Origin of the sequence: Dietzia sp. 179-F 9C3 NHS, assembly GCF_045369825.1 — a bacterium.
Classification (GTDB): domain Bacteria; phylum Actinomycetota; class Actinomycetes; order Mycobacteriales; family Mycobacteriaceae; genus Dietzia.
On the sequence record NZ_JBIQES010000005.1, the window covers coordinates 227,382 to 247,682 of the forward strand.

The 20,301-nt window shown below is 71.5% G+C and carries 14 protein-coding genes; 9 read left to right on the top strand and 5 right to left on the bottom strand.

Annotated elements, in window-relative coordinates:
- The first annotated feature begins 62 nt into the window (after positions 1–62).
- From ACH0BZ_RS08535 to ilvA, 5 genes are all read left to right on the top strand, one after another.
- Positions 63–1,166: a permease gene (locus ACH0BZ_RS08535; protein WP_406897702.1), complete on the top strand. Its 1,104-nt coding sequence runs from the start codon at positions 63–65 to the stop codon at positions 1,164–1,166.
- Between the two features lie 4 nt (positions 1,167–1,170).
- Positions 1,171–1,920 carry a TIGR03943 family putative permease subunit gene (locus tag ACH0BZ_RS08540; protein ID WP_406897703.1) on the top strand — a complete coding sequence of 250 codons (750 nt, stop codon included), beginning with the start codon at positions 1,171–1,173 and terminating at the stop codon, positions 1,918–1,920.
- 42 nt (positions 1,921–1,962) lie between these two features.
- Positions 1,963–2,964: an EamA family transporter RarD gene (gene rarD / locus ACH0BZ_RS08545; RefSeq protein WP_406897705.1), complete on the top strand. Its 1,002-nt coding sequence runs from the start codon at positions 1,963–1,965 to the stop codon at positions 2,962–2,964.
- Between the two features lie 33 nt (positions 2,965–2,997).
- Positions 2,998–6,546, top strand: a complete 3,549-nt coding sequence (gene dnaE / locus ACH0BZ_RS08550) for a DNA polymerase III subunit alpha (protein ID WP_406897706.1) — start codon at positions 2,998–3,000, stop codon at positions 6,544–6,546.
- Positions 6,547–6,621: 75 nt separating this feature from the next.
- Positions 6,622–7,896: a threonine ammonia-lyase IlvA gene (gene ilvA / locus ACH0BZ_RS08555; protein ID WP_406897708.1), complete on the top strand. Its 1,275-nt coding sequence runs from the start codon at positions 6,622–6,624 to the stop codon at positions 7,894–7,896.
- Here ilvA and treZ read toward each other — a convergent pair.
- Positions 7,893–9,671: a malto-oligosyltrehalose trehalohydrolase gene (gene treZ, locus ACH0BZ_RS08560; RefSeq protein WP_406897709.1), complete on the bottom strand. Its 1,779-nt coding sequence runs from the start codon at positions 9,669–9,671 to the stop codon at positions 7,893–7,895. The two genes, ilvA and treZ, sit on opposite strands and share 4 nt — an antisense overlap.
- 59 nt (positions 9,672–9,730) lie before the next feature.
- On the opposite strand from treZ, the gene ACH0BZ_RS08565 reads away from it, so the two are divergent.
- Positions 9,731–10,408, top strand: a complete 678-nt coding sequence (locus tag ACH0BZ_RS08565) for an IMPACT family protein (RefSeq protein ID WP_406897710.1) — start codon at positions 9,731–9,733, stop codon at positions 10,406–10,408.
- Positions 10,409–10,412: 4 nt separating this feature from the next.
- Positions 10,413–10,643, top strand: coding sequence for a hypothetical protein (locus ACH0BZ_RS08570; RefSeq protein ID WP_406897711.1), 231 nt, complete (start codon positions 10,413–10,415; stop codon positions 10,641–10,643).
- A gap of 22 nt (positions 10,644–10,665) precedes the next feature.
- Here ACH0BZ_RS08570 and ACH0BZ_RS08575 read toward each other — a convergent pair whose 3' ends face one another.
- Positions 10,666–11,376 carry a nitroreductase gene (locus ACH0BZ_RS08575; RefSeq protein WP_406897712.1) on the bottom strand — a complete coding sequence of 237 codons (711 nt, stop codon included), beginning with the start codon at positions 11,374–11,376 and terminating at the stop codon, positions 10,666–10,668.
- Positions 11,377–11,416: 40 nt separating this feature from the next.
- Between ACH0BZ_RS08575 and ACH0BZ_RS08580 the strand changes: the two genes are divergently transcribed.
- Positions 11,417–11,782 (top strand): RNA-binding S4 domain-containing protein, encoded by a 366-nt coding sequence (locus ACH0BZ_RS08580; RefSeq protein WP_406897714.1) that lies wholly within the window; start codon positions 11,417–11,419, stop codon positions 11,780–11,782.
- 26 nt (positions 11,783–11,808) lie between these two features.
- Here ACH0BZ_RS08580 and treY read toward each other — a convergent pair whose 3' ends face one another.
- Genes treY through ACH0BZ_RS08595 form a run of 3 tightly spaced genes read right to left on the bottom strand, consistent with a single transcriptional unit; the run spans position 11,809 to position 18,606 of the window.
- Positions 11,809–14,244 (bottom strand): malto-oligosyltrehalose synthase, encoded by a 2,436-nt coding sequence (gene treY, locus ACH0BZ_RS08585; RefSeq protein WP_406897715.1) that lies wholly within the window; start codon positions 14,242–14,244, stop codon positions 11,809–11,811.
- Between the two features lie 2 nt (positions 14,245–14,246).
- Positions 14,247–16,391 (bottom strand): glycogen debranching protein GlgX, encoded by a 2,145-nt coding sequence (glgX, locus tag ACH0BZ_RS08590; protein WP_406897717.1) that lies wholly within the window; start codon positions 16,389–16,391, stop codon positions 14,247–14,249.
- A 55-nt stretch (positions 16,392–16,446) separates the two neighbouring features.
- Positions 16,447–18,606 carry an acyltransferase family protein gene (locus ACH0BZ_RS08595; protein ID WP_406897719.1) on the bottom strand — a complete coding sequence of 720 codons (2,160 nt, stop codon included), beginning with the start codon at positions 18,604–18,606 and terminating at the stop codon, positions 16,447–16,449.
- Positions 18,607–18,744: 138 nt separating this feature from the next.
- Between ACH0BZ_RS08595 and ACH0BZ_RS08600 the strand changes: the two genes are divergently transcribed.
- A complete protein-coding gene (locus ACH0BZ_RS08600) occupies positions 18,745–20,076 on the top strand; it encodes an adenosylmethionine--8-amino-7-oxononanoate transaminase (RefSeq protein ID WP_406897720.1) in 1,332 nt (443 codons plus the stop codon).
- Positions 20,077–20,301: the final 225 nt, after the last annotated feature.

The window sequence follows — 20,301 nt, forward strand, 5'->3', positions numbered from 1 at the left end:
GACGACTCCGACGACAGGCCCGTGTCGCCGGCCTGACGGGCCCGCCGCCTACGCTCGTGGGCATGACGGAGCCCGGGGTGGAGAGACGGTGGGCCGGCGTCCCTCCCGGCCGGCTCTCCGATCCCGCCGCCGACCGGGGCGTGGGGGCCGGAGGGGATGACGGCGAGGGCCGCGCCGCCCGGCCCGGGGGCTGGTCGACGGTCGTGCTGCTCGCGCTGGTCGTGGGCGCCGCGCTGCTCGGCGGGCCCGTCGGCGACGTGCTGCGGGACTCGCCGCGCTGGGGCACGGCCACGACGGTGTTCGTCTCCATCGTCGTCCAGGCGCTGCCGTTTCTCACGTTGGGCGTGGTGCTCTCCGGCGCGCTCACGGCCTTCGCCACCCCCGAGCGGCTGCGGTCGATGCTGCCCCGCCACCCCGCGGGCGCCGTGTGCGTGGCCGGGGTGGGCGGGTTCGCGCTGCCCGGGTGCGAGTGCGGCAGCGTGCCGGTGGCGCGCCGGCTCATGGACGGCGGGGTGCCCCAGGCGGCGGCGCTGGCGTTCCTCCTGGCGGCGCCGGCGATCAACCCGGTCGTCGTCGCGGCCACCCTCGTCGCGTTCCCCGACGCCCCGCAGGTCGCCCTGGCCCGCGTGGCCGCGTCGCTGGTCTGCTCGGTGGTGGTGGGGCTTCTGTGGATCCGCCTCGGCCGGACCGAGTGGATCACGCGTCGTCTGCAGGCCCACGACCACCGCGGGTCCGGCTCGCGGTGGGGCGTCGCGCTGTCGACGGCGCGCGGCGACCTCGTCACGGCGGGATCCTTCCTCGTGGTGGGGGCGGCCGCCGTGTCCGCCTTCCACGTGCTGGTGCCCCCGGAGTGGGCGGAGTGGTTCGGCTCCTCACCGTGGGCCGCCGTCGCCGTGATGGCCGCCCTCGCCGTCATCCTCTCGCTGTGCTCGGAGGCGGACGCCTTCATCGCCTCGGCCATGACGATGATGCCGCTCGTCCCCCGACTCGTCTTCCTCGTGGTGGGGCCGGCGATCGACCTCAAGCTCCTCGCGATGTACGCCGGGGTGCTGGGCCCGCGGTTCGCCGTGCGCTTCGCCCCGCTCGTCCTCGCGGTGGCGGTGGCCTCCGCGCTGCTCGTCGGGGGCGCGGTCCTCGCGCTCACCGGCACGCCGGGGATGTGGTGAGCGCGTGAGTCGCCAGGCCAGCAACCTCACGCTCCTGCTGGTGGGGCTCGCCCTCGTGCTCATCGTGGCCCGGGGGTCCTATCGCTGGTACGTCGTCCCGGGGATGCGGTGGCCGCTCGTCTTGACCGGGGCGGTGGTGCTGTTGCTGGCCGTGGCCGACATGGTGCGGGACGTGCGGTCCGGCGGGGGAGCGGGCCGCGGGGACCACCACGAGCACGACCACGGCTCCCGCTGGGCGACGTGGCTGCTCCCTGTGCCCGCGATCCTGCTGCTCTTCGTGGGCCCCACCCCCGTCACCGCGACGGGGGCGGAGTCGGCGCTCACGTCGACGTCGGTCGGCTCGGCTCGCGAGCCGGTGCGGGACCGGGAGTTCCCGCCGCTGCCGGACGGGCACGCGCCGGAGATCGGCTTCCTCGAGCTGTCCCGGCGGGCGGTGACCGACCGGAACCGGTCCCTCGACGGCCGCCCCGTGACGGTCGAGGGGGCGGTGCTCCGCGACGACGACGGGGTCCGGCTCGGCCGCGTCGTGATCACCTGCTGCGCCGCCGACGCCCACACCGTGTCGGTGCGGGTGACCGACGCCCGGTCCCTGCGCCTGCTGGACGGGACGGCCGACGGGCAGTGGGTGCGGGCCGAGATCGAGGTGGTGCCGGACTCGGCGACCCGGGACTCCGGGTACCGGGCCGCCGCCCGCGTGATCCGGGCCGCCCCGATCCCGGCCCCCGAGGTGCCGTACGAGCTCCCCCGGGGGTGACCCGCGTGCCCGTGTCCCGCGCGCGGGGCTAGCCTGGCGCGGGTGAGCGAGGGCGGACGGACGGGAGCGGGAGCCGGGGCGCCGGCCGTGGACCGCACGCACGCGGTGGGTCTGCTCGCGGGCGTCGCCGCGTACACGATGTGGGGCTTCTTCCCGGCGTTCTTCCCTCTGCTCGACCCCGCCGGCGCGGTGGAGATCCTCGCTCACCGGATCGTGTGGTCGCTCGCGGTGATGGCGCTCGTGCTCACCGTGATGCGCCGCTGGCACGAGCTGCGGGCGGTCGACCGGGCCTCGTGGGGCCGGATCCTCGGCGCCGCGGTGTTCGTCTCTGTCAACTGGGGCGTCTACGTCTACACGGTCAACTCCGGCCGGGTCACCGAGGCCGCGCTCGGGTACACGATCAACCCGTTGGTCAGCGTGCTGCTCGGGGTCCTGATCTTTCGCGAGCGGCTCACCCGCCCGCAGGCGTGGGCCGTGGGCCTGGCCGTGGTCGCCGTGGGCGTCCTCACCGCCGGCTACGGTCACTTCCCGTCCCTGTCGGTGATCCTCGCGCTGAGCTTCGGGATGTACGGGGTGATGAAGAAGGCGTTGCGGGTGGACCCGGTGGTCGGCATGACCGGCGAGGTGCTGGTGACGGCGCCGTTCGCGCTCGCGCTGCTCGTGTGGATGGGCGCGGTCGGCGCCGGCTCGTTCACCGCGCACGGCCCCGGGCACGCCGCGTTGCTGGCCGCCTCGGGACTGGTGACGGTGGTGCCGCTGCTGCTCTTCGCCGTCGCCGCCCAGCGGATCCCCCTGGCGACCGTCGGGATGCTGCAGTACATCGTCCCGGTGCTCCAGATGGCGTGGGGGATCGTCGTGGTGGGCGAGCACCTCGACGCCGTCCAGTGGGCGGGGTTCGCGCTCATCTGGGCGGCGGTGATCGTGTTCACGACGGTGGGCCGGAGGGGGCGACGACGAGGTGGCCGATCGCCCCACGAGCCCCTCCCGTCACGGGCCGACGGGGCTCGCGATGGGGGTTCGGACGGTGTCGTAGACCCGACCTAGACTGGGCCGGACCGACCTCAGGAGGAATGCCGCGTGGGCGAGAAGCAGTTCGTGCACCTGCACAATCACACCGAGTTCTCGATGCTCGACGGGATGGCGCAGATCGATCCGCTCTTCGCCGAGGCCACGCGCCTGGGGATGCCGGCGGTGGGGATGACCGACCACGGCAACATGTATGGGTCCTCGGACTTCTACAACCAGGCCGTCAAGAGCGGCATCAAACCGATCATCGGGATCGAGGCGTACGTCGCCCCCGAGTCCCGGTTCAACACCAAGCGCGTGCTGTGGGGCGAGAAGCACCAGAAGAGCGACGACGTGGCGGGCTCCGGCGCCTACACGCACATGACGATGGTCGCCGAGAACGCCACCGGCCTGCGCAATCTCTTCCTGCTTTCGTCCCTGGCCTCGTACGAGGGTCAGTTGGGCAAGTGGGCGCGTATGGACGCCGAGATCATCGCCGAGCACTCCGAGGGGATCATCGCCACCTCCGGCTGTCCGTCGGGCGAGATCCAGACCCGCTTGCGGCTCGGCCACACGAAGGAGGCCTACGAGGCGGCGGAGAAGTGGCAGTCGATCTTCGGTAAGGACAACTTCTTCCTCGAACTCATGGACCACGGGATCGACATCGAGCGGCGGGTCCGAGAGGACCTGATCAAGCTCGGCCGCGACCTGGGGATGCCGCCGTTGGTGACCAACGACTGCCACTACGTGACCCGCGAACAGGCACACGCCCACGAGGCCATGCTCTGCGTGCAGACCGGCAAGACGCTGGCCGACGAGAACCGCTTCAAGTTCGACGGCGACGGCTACTTCCTCAAATCCGCCGCCGAGATGCGGGCCCAATGGGACCCGGAGGTCCCCGACGGCTGCGACAACACGCTGTGGGTGGCAGAGCGCGTCCAGTCCTACGAGGAGATCTGGACCCCGCGCGACCGCATGCCCAAGTTCCCGGTGCCCGCGGGCGAGACCGAGGACACATGGCTGGCCAAGGAGGTCCACAAGGGCCTCGAGTGGCGCTTCCCCAACGGCGTCCCGCAGGAGTACCGCGACCGCGCGGACTTCGAGCTCGAGGTGATCAAGGGCAAGGGCTACCCCGGTTACTTCCTCGTGGTCGGCGACCTCATCGAGTACGCCCGCTCGATCGGCATCAAGGTGGGCCCTGGCCGTGGCTCGGCCGCCGGCGCGCTGGTCGCCTACGCGCTCAAGATCACCAACATCGACCCGATCGAGCACGGCCTGCTCTTCGAGCGGTTCCTCAACCCGGAGCGGCCGTCCGCGCCGGACATCGACATCGACTTCGACGACCGCCGCCGCGGCGAGATGATCCGCTACGCCTCCGACAAGTGGGGCGCGGACAAGATCGCCCAGGTCATCACCTTCGGCACCATCAAGACCAAGGCCGCCATCAAGGATGCGGCCCGTGTCAACTTCGGCCAGCCCGGCTACGCCATCGCGGATCGGATCACCAAGGCGCTGCCGCCGCCGATCATGGCCAAGGACATCCCGCTGTCGGGAATCACCGATCCGGGGCACGAGCGCTACGGCGAGGCCGCCGAGGTGCGCCAGCTCATCGAGACCGACCCGGACGTCAAGCGGATCTACGACACGGCCCGCGGCCTCGAGGGGATGGTCCGGCAGGCCGGCGTCCACGCGTGCGCGGTGATCATGTCCTCCGAACCGCTGCTCGACGTGATCCCCATGTGGAAGCGGGCGCAGGACGGCGCCCTCATCACCGGGTGGGACTACCCGTCGTGCGAGGCCATCGGCCTGCTCAAGATGGACTTCCTGGGCCTGCGCAACCTCACGGTGATCGGCGACTGCCTGGAGAACATCAAGGCCAACCGCGGCGAGGAGATCGACCTCGACACCCTGCAGACCGACGACGCGGCGACGTACGAGCTGCTCTCCCGCGGCGACACCCTGGGCGTGTTCCAGCTCGACTCCGGCGGCATGCGCGAATTGCTCAAGCGGATGAAGCCCACGGGCTTCAACGACATCGTGGCCGCCCTCGCCCTCTACCGCCCCGGCCCCATGGGCATGGGCACGCACTGGAACTACGCCGACCGCAAGAACGGCAAGCAGGAACTCGTCCCCATCCACCCCGAGTTGGCCGAACCGCTCAAGGACATCCTCGACGAGACCCACGGCCTGATCGTGTACCAGGAGCAGATCATGGCCATCGCCCGCGAGCTCGCGGGATACACGGCCGGTGAGGCCGACGGCTTCCGCAAGGCCATGGGCAAGAAGAAGGCCGAGGTCCTGGCGGCCGAGTACGAGAAGTTCTCCGGCGGCATGGGCGAGCGCGGCTTCTCCAAGGAGGCCATCGACGCGCTGTGGGGCACGATCGAGCCCTTCGCCTCGTACGCGTTCAACAAGTCGCACGCCGCCGGCTACGGCCTCGTGTCGTTCTGGACCGGCTACCTCAAGGCCAACTACCCGGCCGAGTACATGGCGGCGCTGCTCACCTCGGTGGGTGACGACAAGGACAAGGCCGCCCTCTACCTGTCCAACTGCCGGCAGATGGGCATCCGTGTGCTCCCGCCGTGCGTCAACGAGTCGTTCACCGACTTCACCTCGGTGGGTACGGACATCCGCTTCGGCATGGGCGCTGTCCGCAACGTCGGCGCGCACGTGGTCGACGCGGTGGTCGCCGCCCGCGAGGCCAAGGGCGACTTCACGGACTTCTCCGACTACCTGGCCAAGATCGACCAGACAGCGTGCACCAAGAAGGTCACCGAGTCGCTGGTCAAGGCCGGCGCGTTCGACTCCCTCGACCACCCGCGCAAGGGCCTGTTCCTCGTCCACTCCGACGCCGTGGAGTCGGTCCTGGCCACCAAGAAGGCCGAGGCCGTGGGGCAGTTCGACCTGTTCGGCGGCGGCGACGACTCCGGCGCAGACGCGGGCTTCGGCGACGTGTTCGCCGTCCGCGTCCCCGACGAGGAGTGGGACACCAAGCAGAAGCTCGCCCTGGAGCGCGAGATGCTCGGCCTGTACGTCTCCGGCCACCCGCTCGACGGCCTGGAGTCCGCGCTCGAGGCCAAGACCGACACCTCGATCGCCACGATCCACGAGGGCGAGCTGCCGCACGGCACGGCGGTGACGATCGGAGGGATCATCTCCGGCGTCGACCGGCGGGTCAACAAGAACGGCGAGCCGTGGGCGATCGTCACCATCGAGGACTTCCACGGCTCCGTGGAGGTGCTGTTCTTCCCCAAGACCTACCGGATCGCGGCCCTGGACATCGCCGAGGACGCCGTGGTGCTGGTCAAGGCCCGCATCAATATCCGTGAGGACCGGGTCTCGGTGTTCGGCGACACGCTCGAGGTGCCCGACCTCGTGGTGGGCGGCAACGGCGCCCCGCTCGCGCTGACCCTGCCCACCCGCATGTGCACCATCGAGACCGTCACCGCGCTCAAGCAGGTCCTCACCCGCCACCCCGGGCCGTCGGACGTGCACCTGCGGCTGGTCAACGGCGACTCCTCGACGGTGCTGCGGCTCGACGACCACCTGCGGGTCGAGGCGTCTTCCTCGCTCAAGGGCGACCTCAAGGCGCTGCTGGGCCCCGGCTGCCTCGCGGGCTGAGAACGCGATCTCCCTCCGGCAGCGCGGGCGCGCCCTGATGCGGCGCGGACGCCGCGCAGTGGGACACTGGTACGCGTGACCGCCACCGAATCCGCCACGACCCCGGTCGTGACCCCTGACGACATCGACGCCGCGGCCCGCCGGATCGGCGACGTCATCCAATCGACCAACCTGCGCCACAGCGAGCGGCTCAGCGAGAAGACCGGGGCCACGATCCTGCTCAAGCGCGAGGACCAGCAGGCCGTGCGGTCGTACAAGATCCGGGGCGCCTACAACCTCATGGCGCAGCTCACCGGTGACGATCGCCGTTCCGGCGTGGTCACCGCCAGCGCCGGCAACCACGCCCAGGGCGTCGCGTTCGCGTGCCGCACCCTCGGGATCAACGGCCGCATCTACGTCCCGGCCAACACGCCCAAGCAGAAGCGGGACCGGATCCTCGCCCACGGGCGGAGTTGGGTCGAGCTCGTCGTCACCGGCTCCAACTTCGACGCCGCGCAGACCGCCGCCCGGGCCGACGCCGAGCGGACCGGCGCCACCATGGTGCCGCCGTTCAACCACCCGGAGACCATGGCGGGGCAGGGCACCATCGCCGCGGAGATCCTCGCGCAGCTCGACCGGGCACCTGACGCCGTCGTGGTGCCCTGCGGCGGCGGCGGGCTCGTGGGCGGCATCGCCACCTACCTCGCCGAGTACGCGCCCGACTGCAAGATCGTCACCGTGGAACCGGCCGGCGCGCCCTCCCTCACCGCGGCGCTCGAGTCGGGCGAACCGGTCACGCTCGACTCGGTGGACACCTTCGTTGACGGCGCCGCCGTGTCCCGGATCGGCGAGTTCCCCTTCGACGTGATCTCCTCGATGTCCGAGCGGATCCAGGTGCTCACCGTGGACGAGGGCGCCGTGTGCACCGAGATGCTCGAGCTGTACCAGAACGAGGGGATCATCGCCGAGCCCGCGGGCGCGCTGTCCGTGACGGCGCTGGACAAGCTCGACATCGAGCCCGGCGCCACCGTCGTGTGCATCATCTCGGGCGGGAACAACGACGTCTCCCGCTACAGCGAGATCATCGAGCGTTCGCTCGTCCACCGCGGCCTCAAGCACTACTTCCTCGTCAACTTTCCACAGGAGCCGGGCCAGCTCCGCCGCTTCCTCGACGAGGTCCTGGGCCCCGAGGACGACATCACCCAGTTCGAGTACCTCAAGCGCAACAACCGCGAGTACGGGGCCGCGCTCGTCGGCATCGAGCTGGGCTCGGCGACGGGCCTGCACTCGCTGCTCGAGCGGATGGAAGCCTCGCGGATCGAGTGCGAGCGGCTCCTGCCCGGCACCGCTGCGTACGAGTACCTGACCTAGGTCGTCCGCACCACCGCGAAGCCGTACGCCGCGCAGAACACCTCGTCCTGGTCCACCGTCGCGTCGTGGGCCAGCAGGCCGGTCCCGGCGATCGGGACGCGGCACGGCTCCGTGCCCAGGTTCACCACCAGTGCGAGCCGACCGCGGTGCAGGACCAGCCAGCGCTCGTCGGCGGCCTCCGACCCGGTTGCCACGCGGACCCCGTCCAGCCACGGGTCGCTGAGCTCGGGGTGCTCGCGGCGCAGGGCGAGGAGCGCTTTATAGGTGTCGAGGATGCGGGCGTGTGGCTCCCGCGCCCGTTCCGCCCGGTCCAGCTTCGACCGCCGGAACGTCTCCGGGTCCTGCGGGTCCGCAACGGTGTCCGGGTCCCAGCCCATGGAGGCGAACTCACGCACGCGGCCCTGACGCACCGCCTCGGCGAGTTCGGGCTCGGGGTGGGAGGTGAAGAAGCAGAACGGCGTCCCGGCGCCCCACTCCTCGCCCTGGAACAGCATGGGCGTGAACGGCGAGCACAGCACGATCGCCGCCTTGGCCAGCTGCTGGGCGGGGGAGAGGGTCATCGACGGGCGGTCGCCGGCCGCTCGGTTGCCCACCTGGTCGTGGGTGAGCGTGTAGGCGACGAACCGGCTGCCCGGCACCCGCCCGGTATCGAGCGGCCGCCCGTGGACGCGTCCCCGGAAGCTCGACCACGTCCCGTCGTGCAGGAACGCCCCCGTGAGCACCTTCCGCAGCGCGTCGAGCGAGCCGAAGTCGGCGTAGTAGCCCTGCCGCTCCCCGGAGACGGCGGCGTGGATCGCGTGGTGGACGTCGTCGTCCCACTGCCCGGTGAGGCCGTACCCGCCGCACTCCCGGGACGTCACCAGCCGCGGGTCGTTCTGGTCGGACTCCGCCACCAGCGAGAGCGGGCGACCGAGGTGCGTGGACAGCGCCTCGACCTCCACCGCCAGTTCCTCGAGCAGGTGCACGGCCGAGCCGTCGTGCAGGGCGTGCACGGCGTCCAGGCGCAACGCGTCCACGTGGAATTCGGCGAACCAGCGCAGCGCGTTGTCGATGATGTAGCGCCGCACCTCACCCGAGTCCGGCCCGTCGAGGTTGAGGCCGGACCCCCACGGCCCGTCCGCGGCCGAGAGGTATGGGCCGAATACCGGAAGGTAGTTCCCGGACGGGCCGAGGTGGTTGTAGACCACGTCAAGGCACACCGCCAGCCCGCGCGCGTGGCACGCGTCCACGAAGCGCTGGAACGCGTCCGGCCCGCCGTAGGGCTCGTGGACGGCGAACCACGCCACGCCGTCGTAGCCCCAGCCGTACTCGCCGTTGAACGCGTTGACGGGCATCACCTCTACCATCGTCACGCCCAGCTCGACCAGCTCGTCGAGGTGTGCGATCGCCCCGTCCAGGGTTCCGGCCCCGGAGAACGTACCCACGTGCATCTCGTAGATCACCGAGCCGGCCAGCTGCCGGCCCGTCCACGCGTGATCCGTCCAGCGCGCGGCGTCCACCGTGTGCACGCGGGAGAGTCCGTGGACGCCGTTGGGCTGGCGCGTCGACCGCGGGTCGGGTCGGGGATCGGTCACCTCGTCGTCGCCGGTGAGCACGAAGCCGTAGTCACGGCCCGGCTCCCGGGGCACGTCGGAGGTCCACCACCCGCGCGCGCCGGCCTCGCCGGGGGCGCGGTGCATCGGGACGGGGTCGGCGTCGGGGGAGTCCAGCACTAAGCCGACGGCCTCGGCCGCGGGTGCCCAGACGGAGAACGTGTCGCTGCTCGCAGGGTTCACGGGCCCCAGCGTAGGGGCCGGGCGGCCGTCGTGGCGGGTGCGGCGGCGATACTGAGGGCATGGACCCCACCCGCGCGCGCGTGCTCCGGCTCTCCGCCGGCCCCGACGTTGTGGGGGAGTACGAGGAGAAGCGCTCCCGCTTCGTGGCGGTACTGCGGCGCGTCGACGACGAGGACGCCGCCCGCGACCTGGCGGCCGACCTCCGGAAGGCCCACCCCGCTGCCCGCCACCACTGCAGTGCCTTCCTCGTGGACGTCCCCGGCGCCAACCGGATCGAGCGGTCCAACGACGACGGCGAACCCTCCGGCACCGCGGGCATCCCCATGCTCGACGTGCTGCGCGGCAGCGGCCTGACCGGCGTGAGCGCGGTGGTCGTGCGCTGGTTCGGCGGCACCAAACTGGGTACCGGCGGGCTCGTGCGGGCCTACGGCGCGGCGGTCTCGGCGGCGATCGACGCCGCGTGGGACGCCGGGCGCGTGGTCGAGGTGACGCGCACCCCGGCGTGGACGACCGAGGTGGACCACGCCGTCGCCGGCGGGCTCGAGGCGGCGCTGCGGGCCGCGGGGGCCCAGGTCCTGGGCGTGGAGTACGGCCGGCGAGCGCGGATGACGGTCGCCGGGGAGCGCACCGCGCTCGAGCCGATCCTCGCCGCCCGGACCTCCGGTGGGGCGGAGTGGGAGTTGACGGGGGAGGCGACCACCGAGAACGCGGCCGTGCGCGCGGATGTGGAATCCTGATCGTATGAGCATGCAGCCGTACCAGCAGAACCCCATCGAGCTCAAGAAGCAGCAGGTTCGCCGGCACGCCCCCCTGGCCGCGGTCGGAATCGGCGGGACGGTGGTGTTCTGGCCGCTGGCGATGTTCGTGGCCTCGGGATTCACGCTGTTCGCGATCCTCTCCACCGTCCTGATGATCTACAGCGGGCTCAAGGTCCGTAAGGCCATCGCCAAGGACCCGAACTCGCCGTACTGAGCCGGGCAGCGTCTGGCGCGCGTCAGGTGTGGCGCCGCACCACGTCGGTCAGATCCGCCCGCTCGGTGCGGAATGAGTTGGCCGGGTGCGCGTCGTCGGCGTAGCCGAAGGCGATCCCGCAGACCACCAGCCGGTCGTCGGCCAGGCCGAGGTGCTCGCGTACGCCGTCCGAGTACAGGGCGAGCGCGGCCTGCGCGCACGTGGCCACGCCCAGCGAGGAGGCCGCCGCGAGGAACGTCGCCACGTAGCCGCCGCAGTCCACCGCCCCGTAGGTCCCCAGGCCCGCGTCCGAGGTGATGAGCGCGACGTGCGGGGCGCCGAAGAACCGGTAGTTCTCGAGCATCTGCCGGGTGCGGGCGTCGTGGTCCGAGCGTTCGATACCCAGCGCCGAGTACAGGCCGTAGCCGCTGGCGCGCCGCCGGTCGCCGTACACGCCGTCGTACCGTTCCGGCGCCGGCAGGTCGGAGCGCATCTCGTGGGACAGGACGTGGTCGGTGAGCGCCTTGCCGAACGCGGCCGTCGCCGGGCCGGACACCAGATCGACCTGCCACGCCTGCGAGTTGCACCACGAGGCCGTCCGCTGGGCCATCCGCAGGATCCGCTCGATCGTCTCCTCCGGCACCGGGTCCGGGAGAAACGCCCGGCAGCTGTAGCGGTCGTCGAGGATCCGCTCGAGCGTGGCGGCGGCCTCGGGAGTCGTGGCGGTGGCGTCGGTCGCGGCGGGGTCGGTCACGGCCCCCAGTCTGGCACGCTGCGGCCGCTACGCTGACGGGATGGGTGTTCGGGTGGACGCGTGGACGTGGTCGGTGCGGATCTTCCCGTCGCGGACCAAGGCGGCGGCCGCCTGCCGCGGTGGGCACGTCAAGGTCAACGGTGAGTCCGCCGCGCCGTCCAAGAACGTCGTCCCGGGCGACCGCGTGCAGGTCACGCTGCCGATGGGGCGGTTGCGTGTGCTCGAGGTGGTGGACACCGTGAGCAAGCGGGTCGGTGCCTCCGTGGCCGCGACCTGTTACATCGACCACTCGCCGCCCCCGCCCTCCAGGGAGATCCTCGCCTCGCAGCCGCGACGCGACCGGGGTGCCGGCCGACCGACAAAGCGCGAGCGACGGGAGATCGACCGACTCCGCGGCCGGGGCTGAGCGGGCGGACCACCCCGTGACGGTTCTCAGTCGCCGGGGGTGTCGTCGCGCCCCAGCACCACCACGGGGGTGTCGCTGAGGAGCTGGCCCAGGTCCACGCGCCCGGTGATCCGGGTGCCGTCGGGGCGGACGATCCACGTGCCCTCGGGCAGGAGGGCAACGGTGCCGGCGAGTGCGGCGGCGGGGACCACGGCGGTCCGCCGGCGGGCGATCATGCCCACGGCGGCCCGGCCGTCCACGTCGCGCGTGAACGCCAGGACGTCCGAGGCGGCGGGGCCGTGTATCGGGATCGGGACGTGGGCGCCGCGGGCCATGGCCTCCGGGTGCTCGCGCCGTACCCGGAGCAGTTCGCGGACCAGGGTGAACTTGGGATGCCCGACCCGGGCGATCGCACCGGAGGCCAGTGGGCCGTAATCCACGAAGCGCCGGTTGTCGGGGTCGACGAGCGAGTCCTCCCACACCTCGGTGCCCTGGTAGACGTCCGGGATGCCGGGGGCCAGCAGCTGGACGGCCTTGGCCACGAGCGCGTTGTCGCGTCCCGCGGGGGAGAGCCGCGCGACGAACGGGGCCACGAGGTCGGTGTGCTCGTCGAGGAGCGCGTCGAGCCACGCGTGGACGCCGGACTCGAACGTCTCGTCCTGGTCGGTCCACGTGGTGTGGACGGCGGCCTCGCGCATCGACTTGTCGGCGTAGGCGTGCAGGCGCGAGCGCAGGCGCTCGCCGGGGGCGCCGTGATCGGGCCACACGCCCACCACCACCTGCAGCAGGAAGTAGCCGGCGTCTTCGGCGGGCGGCGGGCACGCGGCGAACACGGCCTCGACGAACTCCGCCCACTCCCCGGGGATCTGCGAGAGCACGGAGATCCGCGCCCGCACGTCCTCGCCGCGCTTGGTGTCGTGGGTCGTGAGTGCCATGAGCGTGAGCGGGCAGGCGACGGCCTTCTCGGCCATGGCCAGGTGGAACGCCTCGACCGGGATGCCCATCCGGCCGGGGGAGCCGCCCACCTCGTTGAGCGAGACGAGCCGCCCGAGCCGGTAGAAGAGCCGGTCTTCCTCCGCTTTGGCGGTGGCGGCGCCGGTCACCTGGGCCAGCCGCACCGCCGACTCTCCCCCGCGGGCGAGAGCGCCGCCGACGAGGCGCAGCGCGGGCGCGAGCTCGGGCCGGTCGTGATGCAGGTCCTCGAGGATCGTGGGCAGGGTGCCCCGTAGGACGGGGTAGTCGGCCCGGTAGTACGGGGTGGCGGCGACGACGGAGACGAGCGCCTCCCGTAGCGTGTCCTCCGCGACGTCACCACTCACGGCGCCGTCGTGGCCGGCGGCCGCCTCGCGCCGCACCGCGCGGGCGAGCCGGGCCAGCTCGGGCAACAGGTCCGAGGTGACGATCTCCCGCTTGATCTCGGCGGACTGGGCGTGGACCTGGGCCTCGTCGCCCCGCCCGCCGCAGTACCGCTCGGCGAGCGCGGAGAGTTGTTCCTCCCCGCGGCGGTCCACGAGCACCTGGTCGATGAGCCGGATCATGTCGTAGCCGGTGGTTCCGTCGACCGGCATCGCGGGGTCGAGCACCTCGCCGGGTGCGAGGATCTTCTCGACGAGCAGCCAGCGGTCGTCGCCGGCCAGTTCGCGCAGCCGGCGGGCGTAGCCGACGGGGTCGGCCAGGCCGTCGGGGTGGTCCACGCGGATTCCGTCCACGAGGTCCTCGGCGCACCAGCGGCGCACCTCGGCGTGGGTGGCGTCGAAGACCTCGCGGTCCTCCTGCCGCAGCCCGGCCAGGCCGGTGACGGTGAAGAAGCGGCGGTAGCCCAGCAGCGGCTCACGCCAGTGGACGAGCCGGTAGTGCTGCCGCTCGTGGACCTGCTGCGCCGTCCCCTCACCGGTGCCGGGGGCCACGGGGAAACGGTGCTCGTAGAAGCACAGCACCGGCTCGTCGCCGGAGGTGTCGACGGCGAGCTCGCGCACGTCCTCGGGGGAGCCGAGGACCGGGATCGCGATCCGGCCGTCGCAGCCGTTGGCGGGGTCGGTGTCGAAGTCGAAGAAGGAGAAGTACGGGGACTCCGGCCCGCGTCGCAGCGCGTCCCACCACCAGGGGTTGGCCTCGGGGACGTCGACCCCGAGGTGGTTGGGGACGACGTCCACGACGATCCCCAGGTCGTGCGCCCGGCACGCGGCCCGTAGGGAGCGCAGGGCCTCGATCCCGCCGAGCTCGGGCGCGACCGTGGTGGGGTCCACGACGTCGTATCCGTGCGTGGATCCCGGCGTCGCGGACAATACGGGGGACAGGTACACCGACCCCACGCCGAGGTCGGCGAGGTAGGGGACCAGCTCCTCGACGTCGGCCAGGGTGAACCCCTTGCCGTCGGGGTCGGATTCCGGCGTGCGGAGTTGCACGCGGTAGGTGCTGGACAGTGCCTCCGCCCGCCGCAGCGGGCGGGTCGGGGCCACAGTCTCGGCGCCGGCGTCCACCATGGTCAGCTGATCCGCTGGAGAACGATCGTGCTGCGCTCCGCGACCGTGATCGTGCCGTCGGAGGGCAACTCGTCGTCGCGCTTCCCGGCGTGGCTCGCGGTGTCGAGGACCACCGACCACGACTGCGCGTACTCCTCGCCGAGCAGCGAGAAGTCGATGGGCTCGTGGTGGGCGTTGAACAGCAGGAGGAACGAGTCGTCCACGATCCGTTGGCCGCGCTCGTCGGGCTCGTGGATGCCCTCGCCGTTGAGGTAGACGGCGAGCGACTTGCCGAACCCGGAGTCCCAGTCCTTGCTCGTCATCTCCGAGCCGTCGGGGCGGAACCAGCCGATGTCCTGCGGGTCCTCCTCGCCACGCAGCGGCGAGCCGAAGAAGCGGCGCCGACGGAACACCGGGTGGTCGCGGCGCAGGTGGATGAGGGTGCGGGTGAACTCGAGGAGGTCCTCTTTCTCCTCGTCGAGCTCCCAGTTCATCCACGAGATCTCGTTGTCCTGGCAGTAGACGTTGTTGTTGCCGCCCTGGGTGCGGGCGATCTCGTCGCCGTGCGCGAGCATCGGGGTGCCCTGCGACAGGATGAGCGTGGTGAGCATGTTGCGCCGCTGGCGGTGCCGCAGGTCCAGCACCACCGGGTCGTCGGTCGGGCCCTCGACCCCGCAGTTCCACGATCGGTTGTGGCTCTCGCCGTCCTGGCCGTCCTCGCCGTTGGCGTCGTTGTGCTTCTCGTTGTACGAGACCAGGTCGTTGAGCGTGAAGCCGTCGTGGGCGGTGACGAAGTTGATCGAGGCGGTGGGGCGCCTGCCGGTGTGCTCGTAGAGGTCCGAGGACCCGGTGAGGCGCGAGGCGAACTCGCCGAGCGTGGCCGGCTCGCCGCGCCAGAAGTCGCGCACGGTGTCGCGGAACTGGCCGTTCCACTCGGTCCACAGCGGCGGGAAGTTGCCCACCTGGTACCCGCCCTCGCCGACGTCCCACGGCTCGGCGATGAGCTTGACCTGGCTCACGACCGGGTCCTGCTGCACGAGGTCGAAGAACGCCGACAGCTTGTCCACGTCGTGCAGTTCGCGGGCCAGGGTGGAGGCGAGGTCGAAGCGGAAGCCGTCGACGTGCATCTCGGTAACCCAGTAGCGCAGGGAGTCCATGATGAGCTGCAGCGCGTGCGGGTGCCGGACGTTGAGGCTGTTGCCGGTGCCCGTGTAGTCCATGTAATGCTGCTCGTCGCCCTCGACGAGCCGGTAGTAGGCCTGGTTGTCGATCCCGCGGAAGCAGATCGTGGGCCCCATGTGGTTGCCCTCGGCGGTGTGGTTGTAGACCACGTCCATGATGACCTCGATGTTGGCCTCGTGGAAGGCGCGAACCATGGCCTTGAACTCGGTGACCGCGTCGCCGGGCTTGTCGGAGAACGCGTACTCGTTGTGCGGCGCGAGAAAGCCGAAGGTGTTGTACCCCCAGTAGTTGCGCAGGCCCATGTCGAGCAGGCGCTGGTCCTGCATGAACTGGTGGCACGGCATGAGCTCGATCGCGGTCACGCCGAGCGTGGTGAGGTGCTCGATGATCGACGGGTGGCACAGCCCGGCGTAGGTGCCGCGCATTTCGGCGGGGACGTCGGGATGCAACTCGGTCATGCCCTTGACGTGGGCCTCGTAGATGACCGTGTTGTGGTACTCGTGCCGCGGCGCCCGGTCGTGGCCCCAGTCGAAGAACGGGTTGACGACGACCGTGGTCATGGTGTGGCCGAGCGAGTCGTCGGTGTTTCGCTGCGAGGGGTCGTCGAGGTCGTAGCTGTACAGGCTGGGGTCACCGTCGAAGGCGCCGTCGAACGCCTTGCCGTACGGGTCGAGGAGGAACTTGGAGGGGTCGCAGCGCAGGCCCTTTTCCGGCTCGTACGGGCCGTGGATGCGGTAGCCGTAGCGCTGGCCGGGGGCCACGCCCAGGAGGTAGCAGTGCCAGATGTGGCCGTCGACCTCGGTGAGCTCGATGCGCTCCTCGCGGCCCTTCTTGTTGACCAGGCAGAGCTCAACGCGTTCGGCGACCTCGGAAAACAAGGCGAAATTCGTCCCCGTGCCGTCGTAGGTGGCGCCGAGGGGGTAGGCGTGTCCGGGCCAGGCGCGGACGAGCTCGGGCGTGGACGTGGAGGCGTCGTGGTCAGTCACGCCCACCAAGGGTAGTGCCTCGCGCCACCGGAGCAGTCTTGCGCGCCGGAGGCGCTCACCACCAACCGGTCGCCGCGCCCAGTTGACGGCCCAGTTCGACCGATGCCGAACGCACCCACGTGCCCGAGAGATGGTGCGAGTCGTGGTAGACGATCACGTTGCCCACGACCACGGGACAGTTCTCGGGATCACAGAGACCGTCGGTGAGGTCGAGGAGGTGTACCCCCTCCACCCCCGCCGCGGCGAGCGAGGCCGGGTTGATCGCCGAGATGGACAGCTCGCGAGGCATGCCGCACTCGACGGGGGATCCGCCGTCGCCGAGGCAGTCGTTCGCCCGGACGGTGCCGTGGCCGGTGTTGAGCCACGGGGTGTCGCGGACGGCCAGGACGCCCATGCCCTGTTCGGTCAGTGCCCGCCACAGTTCGATGTACTGGCGGGGCGTGACGTCGGGCCCGAGCGCGCCCACGGGGCGGCTGGCGGTGGTGAAGACGTAGTCGGGGGCGAGGCCCGCGAGCGCGGCCAGGGCGAGGGGCGTCCACTCGGCACACCCCTCATACAGCTCGCCCTCGCTGTCGGACACGGTGGCGTCGAGGGTGAGCGGGCAACCCATCTTGAGGACGGTGACCACGCGGAAGCCGTAGTGCTGCCCGAGCTCGTCAAGGCCGGTGATCCAGTGCTCGGAGTGCGACCCGCCCACGATGGCGATGGTGCGCTCGGCCTCCGGCTCCCCGTAGACGCACAGCTCCACCTCGATGGAGCCGAAGTCCGAGATGCACCCGTCCAAGGTGCTCGCGGGCAGGTCGTGCACGACCTGCACGGGGGAGGGCAGATAGGTGATCCCGTCCGGGACGGGGAGGTCCTCGAGGTAGGCGCGGGCGCCGGGGTGCTCGGGGTCGTTGAGGGCGTCCACGAAGGGCACGGCGGAGCGGGAGGAGGCGGTCACCGTCCACCAGGTGATGGTGCCGGCACAGCCCACGGCGGCGACGACGACGAGGGCGGCCGCCACCGCGAAGCGGTTGCGCTCCCGGGCCGTGCGGATCGGGCGCTTGAGTCTCGCGTCCCGGGCTCGCGCCGCCGGGGTGGACCGTCCGCGTGCGCGGCTGGCCATCCGGAGGGGCTTCTCGACGTACTTCTCGGTGAGCAGCGCCAAGACGATCGACACGCCGATGATGGCCAGTCCAGCGGTCAGCGACACCCCCGCCTCACGCCTGTACGAGAGCCAGAGGATGAGCAGCGGCCAGTGCCACAGGTAGAGCGAGTAGGCGATGTCGCCCAGCCGCCGGAAGAGGCGTCCCGAGAGGAGCCAGGCGACAGGGTCACGCCACGGCCGCAGGCGCTCGTCCTCCGGGAGGTTGCCCCCGAGGATGATGAGCAGCGCGCCCCCGATGGGGTACCAGGCCAGGGGGCCGGGGAAGTGGAGGGCGCCGTCGATGACGAAGCCGCAGCTCACGATGAGCGCCAGCCCTGCCACGGTGGTGAGCCAGCGCAGCGGCCACGGTAGGACGATGCCCGCCAGCAGGACCGCCACGAGCCCGCCCACGAGGAGCTCCCACATGCGCGCGCCGGTGTCGTAGTAGTTCCACGCCTGGTTGATCTCCTGGCCCCGGATACCCCACCACACGGATCCGGCGGTGCCGGCGGCCACGACGGCCACGAGGAACCACTTGGGGGTCCCGCGCCGGATCACGAGCCGCCACAACGCGGTGAGCCCGAGGAGCACGGCGAGGGTCACCACGTAGAACTGGCCCTGGACCGACATCGACCACAGGTGCTGCATCGGCGAGATGGTCGCGTCGGCCGCAGCGTAGTCCTGCGAGGTCAGCGCCAGTTTCCAGTTCTGGAAGTACAGCAGGCTCGCCACGGCTTCGTCGAAGATCGCGGACCACTGCGTCTGGGGCTTGATGAGCACGGTGCCCAGGAGGGTCGCGGCCACCGTGACCACCAGGGCCGGCAGCAGACGCCGGGCCAGACGCGTGAGGTGCGGCAGCGGGTTGATCGGCGTGGTCGGATCGCCGGCCCCGCGGAGCAGGGAACCCACAAAGAAGAAACCGGAGAGGGCGAGGAACACGTCGACGCCGCCGGAGACGCGCCCCATCCAGACGTGGAACACCACGACGAGCGCGATGGCGAGCCCGCGCAGGCCGTCGATGTCGTGGCGGTAGCCCAGAGACCGGCGGCGCCTACGGGCAGGCTCGGTCGGTGTGGGGGTGGCCACTGGTGGGTACTTCCTGACGAATCGACGGCGTGTCGGGGCGTGCCCGGTCCGGCTCGCGCGGCTGCGCGGCGCTCGGCGGAGTCGGGTCCGATTACACCACAGACGGCGCGCGGTCCCCGCGTTGGTACAGTCCGGCGCATGGACAGCCCGTCGTCGATCCCGAGCGTGAACAGCGCTCCGGGAGAGGTACTCCGGCTGGACGCCGAGCATGTGTGGCACCCGTACGGCGCCTTCCCCCCGAGCACCACTCCGCTCGAGGTGGTGGGGGCGCGCGGCGTGCGCCTCGAGCTGGCGGACGGGCGTCGCCTGATCGACGGGATGAGTTCGTGGTGGGCTGCCGTGCACGGCTACCGTCACCCGCATCTCGACGCCGCCGCGCACGCGCAGATCGACCGGATGAGCCACGTGATGTTCGGCGGGCTCACCCACGAGCCGGCCGTGCGCCTGGCGGCGCGACTGGCGGCGATGGCGCCGGGCGCGGGGACGACGAGCGCCCTCGACAAGGTGTTCCTGTGCGACTCCGGATCTGTGGCGGTCGAGGTGGCCGCCAAGATGGCGATCCAGTACCAGCGCTCCGTCGGCCGCCCGGGCCGGACCCGGCTGGCCACCTGGCGCGGTGGTTATCACGGCGACACCATGACCCCCATGAGCGTGTGCGACCCCGACGGGGGGATGCACGCGATGTGGACCGGGGTGCTGCCTGTGCAGGTCTTCGCGCCCGCTCCGCCCGCCGACTACCGGGAGGACTACGCCCGCGAACTCACCGCCCTCGTCCGGGCGCACGCCGACGAGCTCGCCGCGGTGATCGTCGAACCGGTGGTCCAGGGCGCCGGAGGGATGCGCTTCCACGACCCGGCGTATCTGCGCGATCTCCGCGAGGTCTGCGACGAGACCGGGGTCCTGCTGATCTTCGACGAGATCGCCACCGCCTTCGGCCGCACCGGAACGCTCTTCGCCGCCGACCATGCGGGCGTTGCCCCCGACGTGATGTGCGTGGGCAAGGCCCTGACCGGGGGTTACCTCACGCTGGCCGCCACGCTGGCCACCACGGCGATCGCCGACGCGATCAGCGCGGGCGAGGCCGGCGGACTGGCTCACGGGCCGACGTTCATGGGCAACCCCCTGGCGTGCGCGGTCGCGGGAGCCTCGCTCGACCTCGTCGACGAGGGGGAGTGGCGTACCCGTGTCCCGCAGATCGAGGCGCAGCTGCGGGACGGCCTCTCGCCGGCCCGGGACCTGCCCTGGGTGCGGGAGGTGCGCGTGCTGGGGGCGATCGGCGTGGTGCACCTCGACCGGCCTGTCGATATGGCCGCCGTCACCGACGCCGTCGTGGCCGAGGGGGTGTGGTTGCGGCCGTTTCGCGACCTCGTCTACACCATGCCCCCGCTGGTGTGCCGCGACGACGAGGTGGCCGCGATCTGTCGCGCGGCGCTGGCCGGCGCACGCGCCGCCGGCCCCGTCGGCGGCTAGACCGCTTCGCTTCCTCACCTTCCCGCCCTCGCGGGAGTCTCCTGCCCTTGCATGGTCTTTGTGCTGGTGGTGGGTGGTTTCCTTGCCGTGTCGTACCCGTGTCGTAGCATCGTGACGTATCGAACAGATGGTCGAGGCACGGGGGGTAGTGATGGCGGTTCGGGGGTCGGGTGCGGGGGTGCCGGAGTCCTCGCCGGCGTGTGAGTTCGGTGGGGATCCGGGGGA

Bases quoted from the DNA above. Each gene is read 5' to 3' on its own strand.
- ACH0BZ_RS08535 (WP_406897702.1), top strand. From the start codon at position 63: ATGACGGAGCCCGGGGTGGAGAGACGGTGGGCCGGCGTCCCTCCCGGC.
- ACH0BZ_RS08565 (WP_406897710.1), top strand. From the start codon at position 9,731: ATGGACCCCACCCGCGCGCGCGTGCTCCGGCTCTCCGCCGGCCCCGAC.
- ACH0BZ_RS08570 (WP_406897711.1), top strand. From the start codon at position 10,413: ATGAGCATGCAGCCGTACCAGCAGAACCCCATCGAGCTCAAGAAGCAG.
- ACH0BZ_RS08580 (WP_406897714.1), top strand. From the start codon at position 11,417: ATGGGTGTTCGGGTGGACGCGTGGACGTGGTCGGTGCGGATCTTCCCG.
- treY (WP_406897715.1), bottom strand. From the start codon at position 14,244: ATGGTGGACGCCGGCGCCGAGACTGTGGCCCCGACCCGCCCGCTGCGG.
- ACH0BZ_RS08600 (WP_406897720.1), top strand. From the start codon at position 18,745: ATGGACAGCCCGTCGTCGATCCCGAGCGTGAACAGCGCTCCGGGAGAG.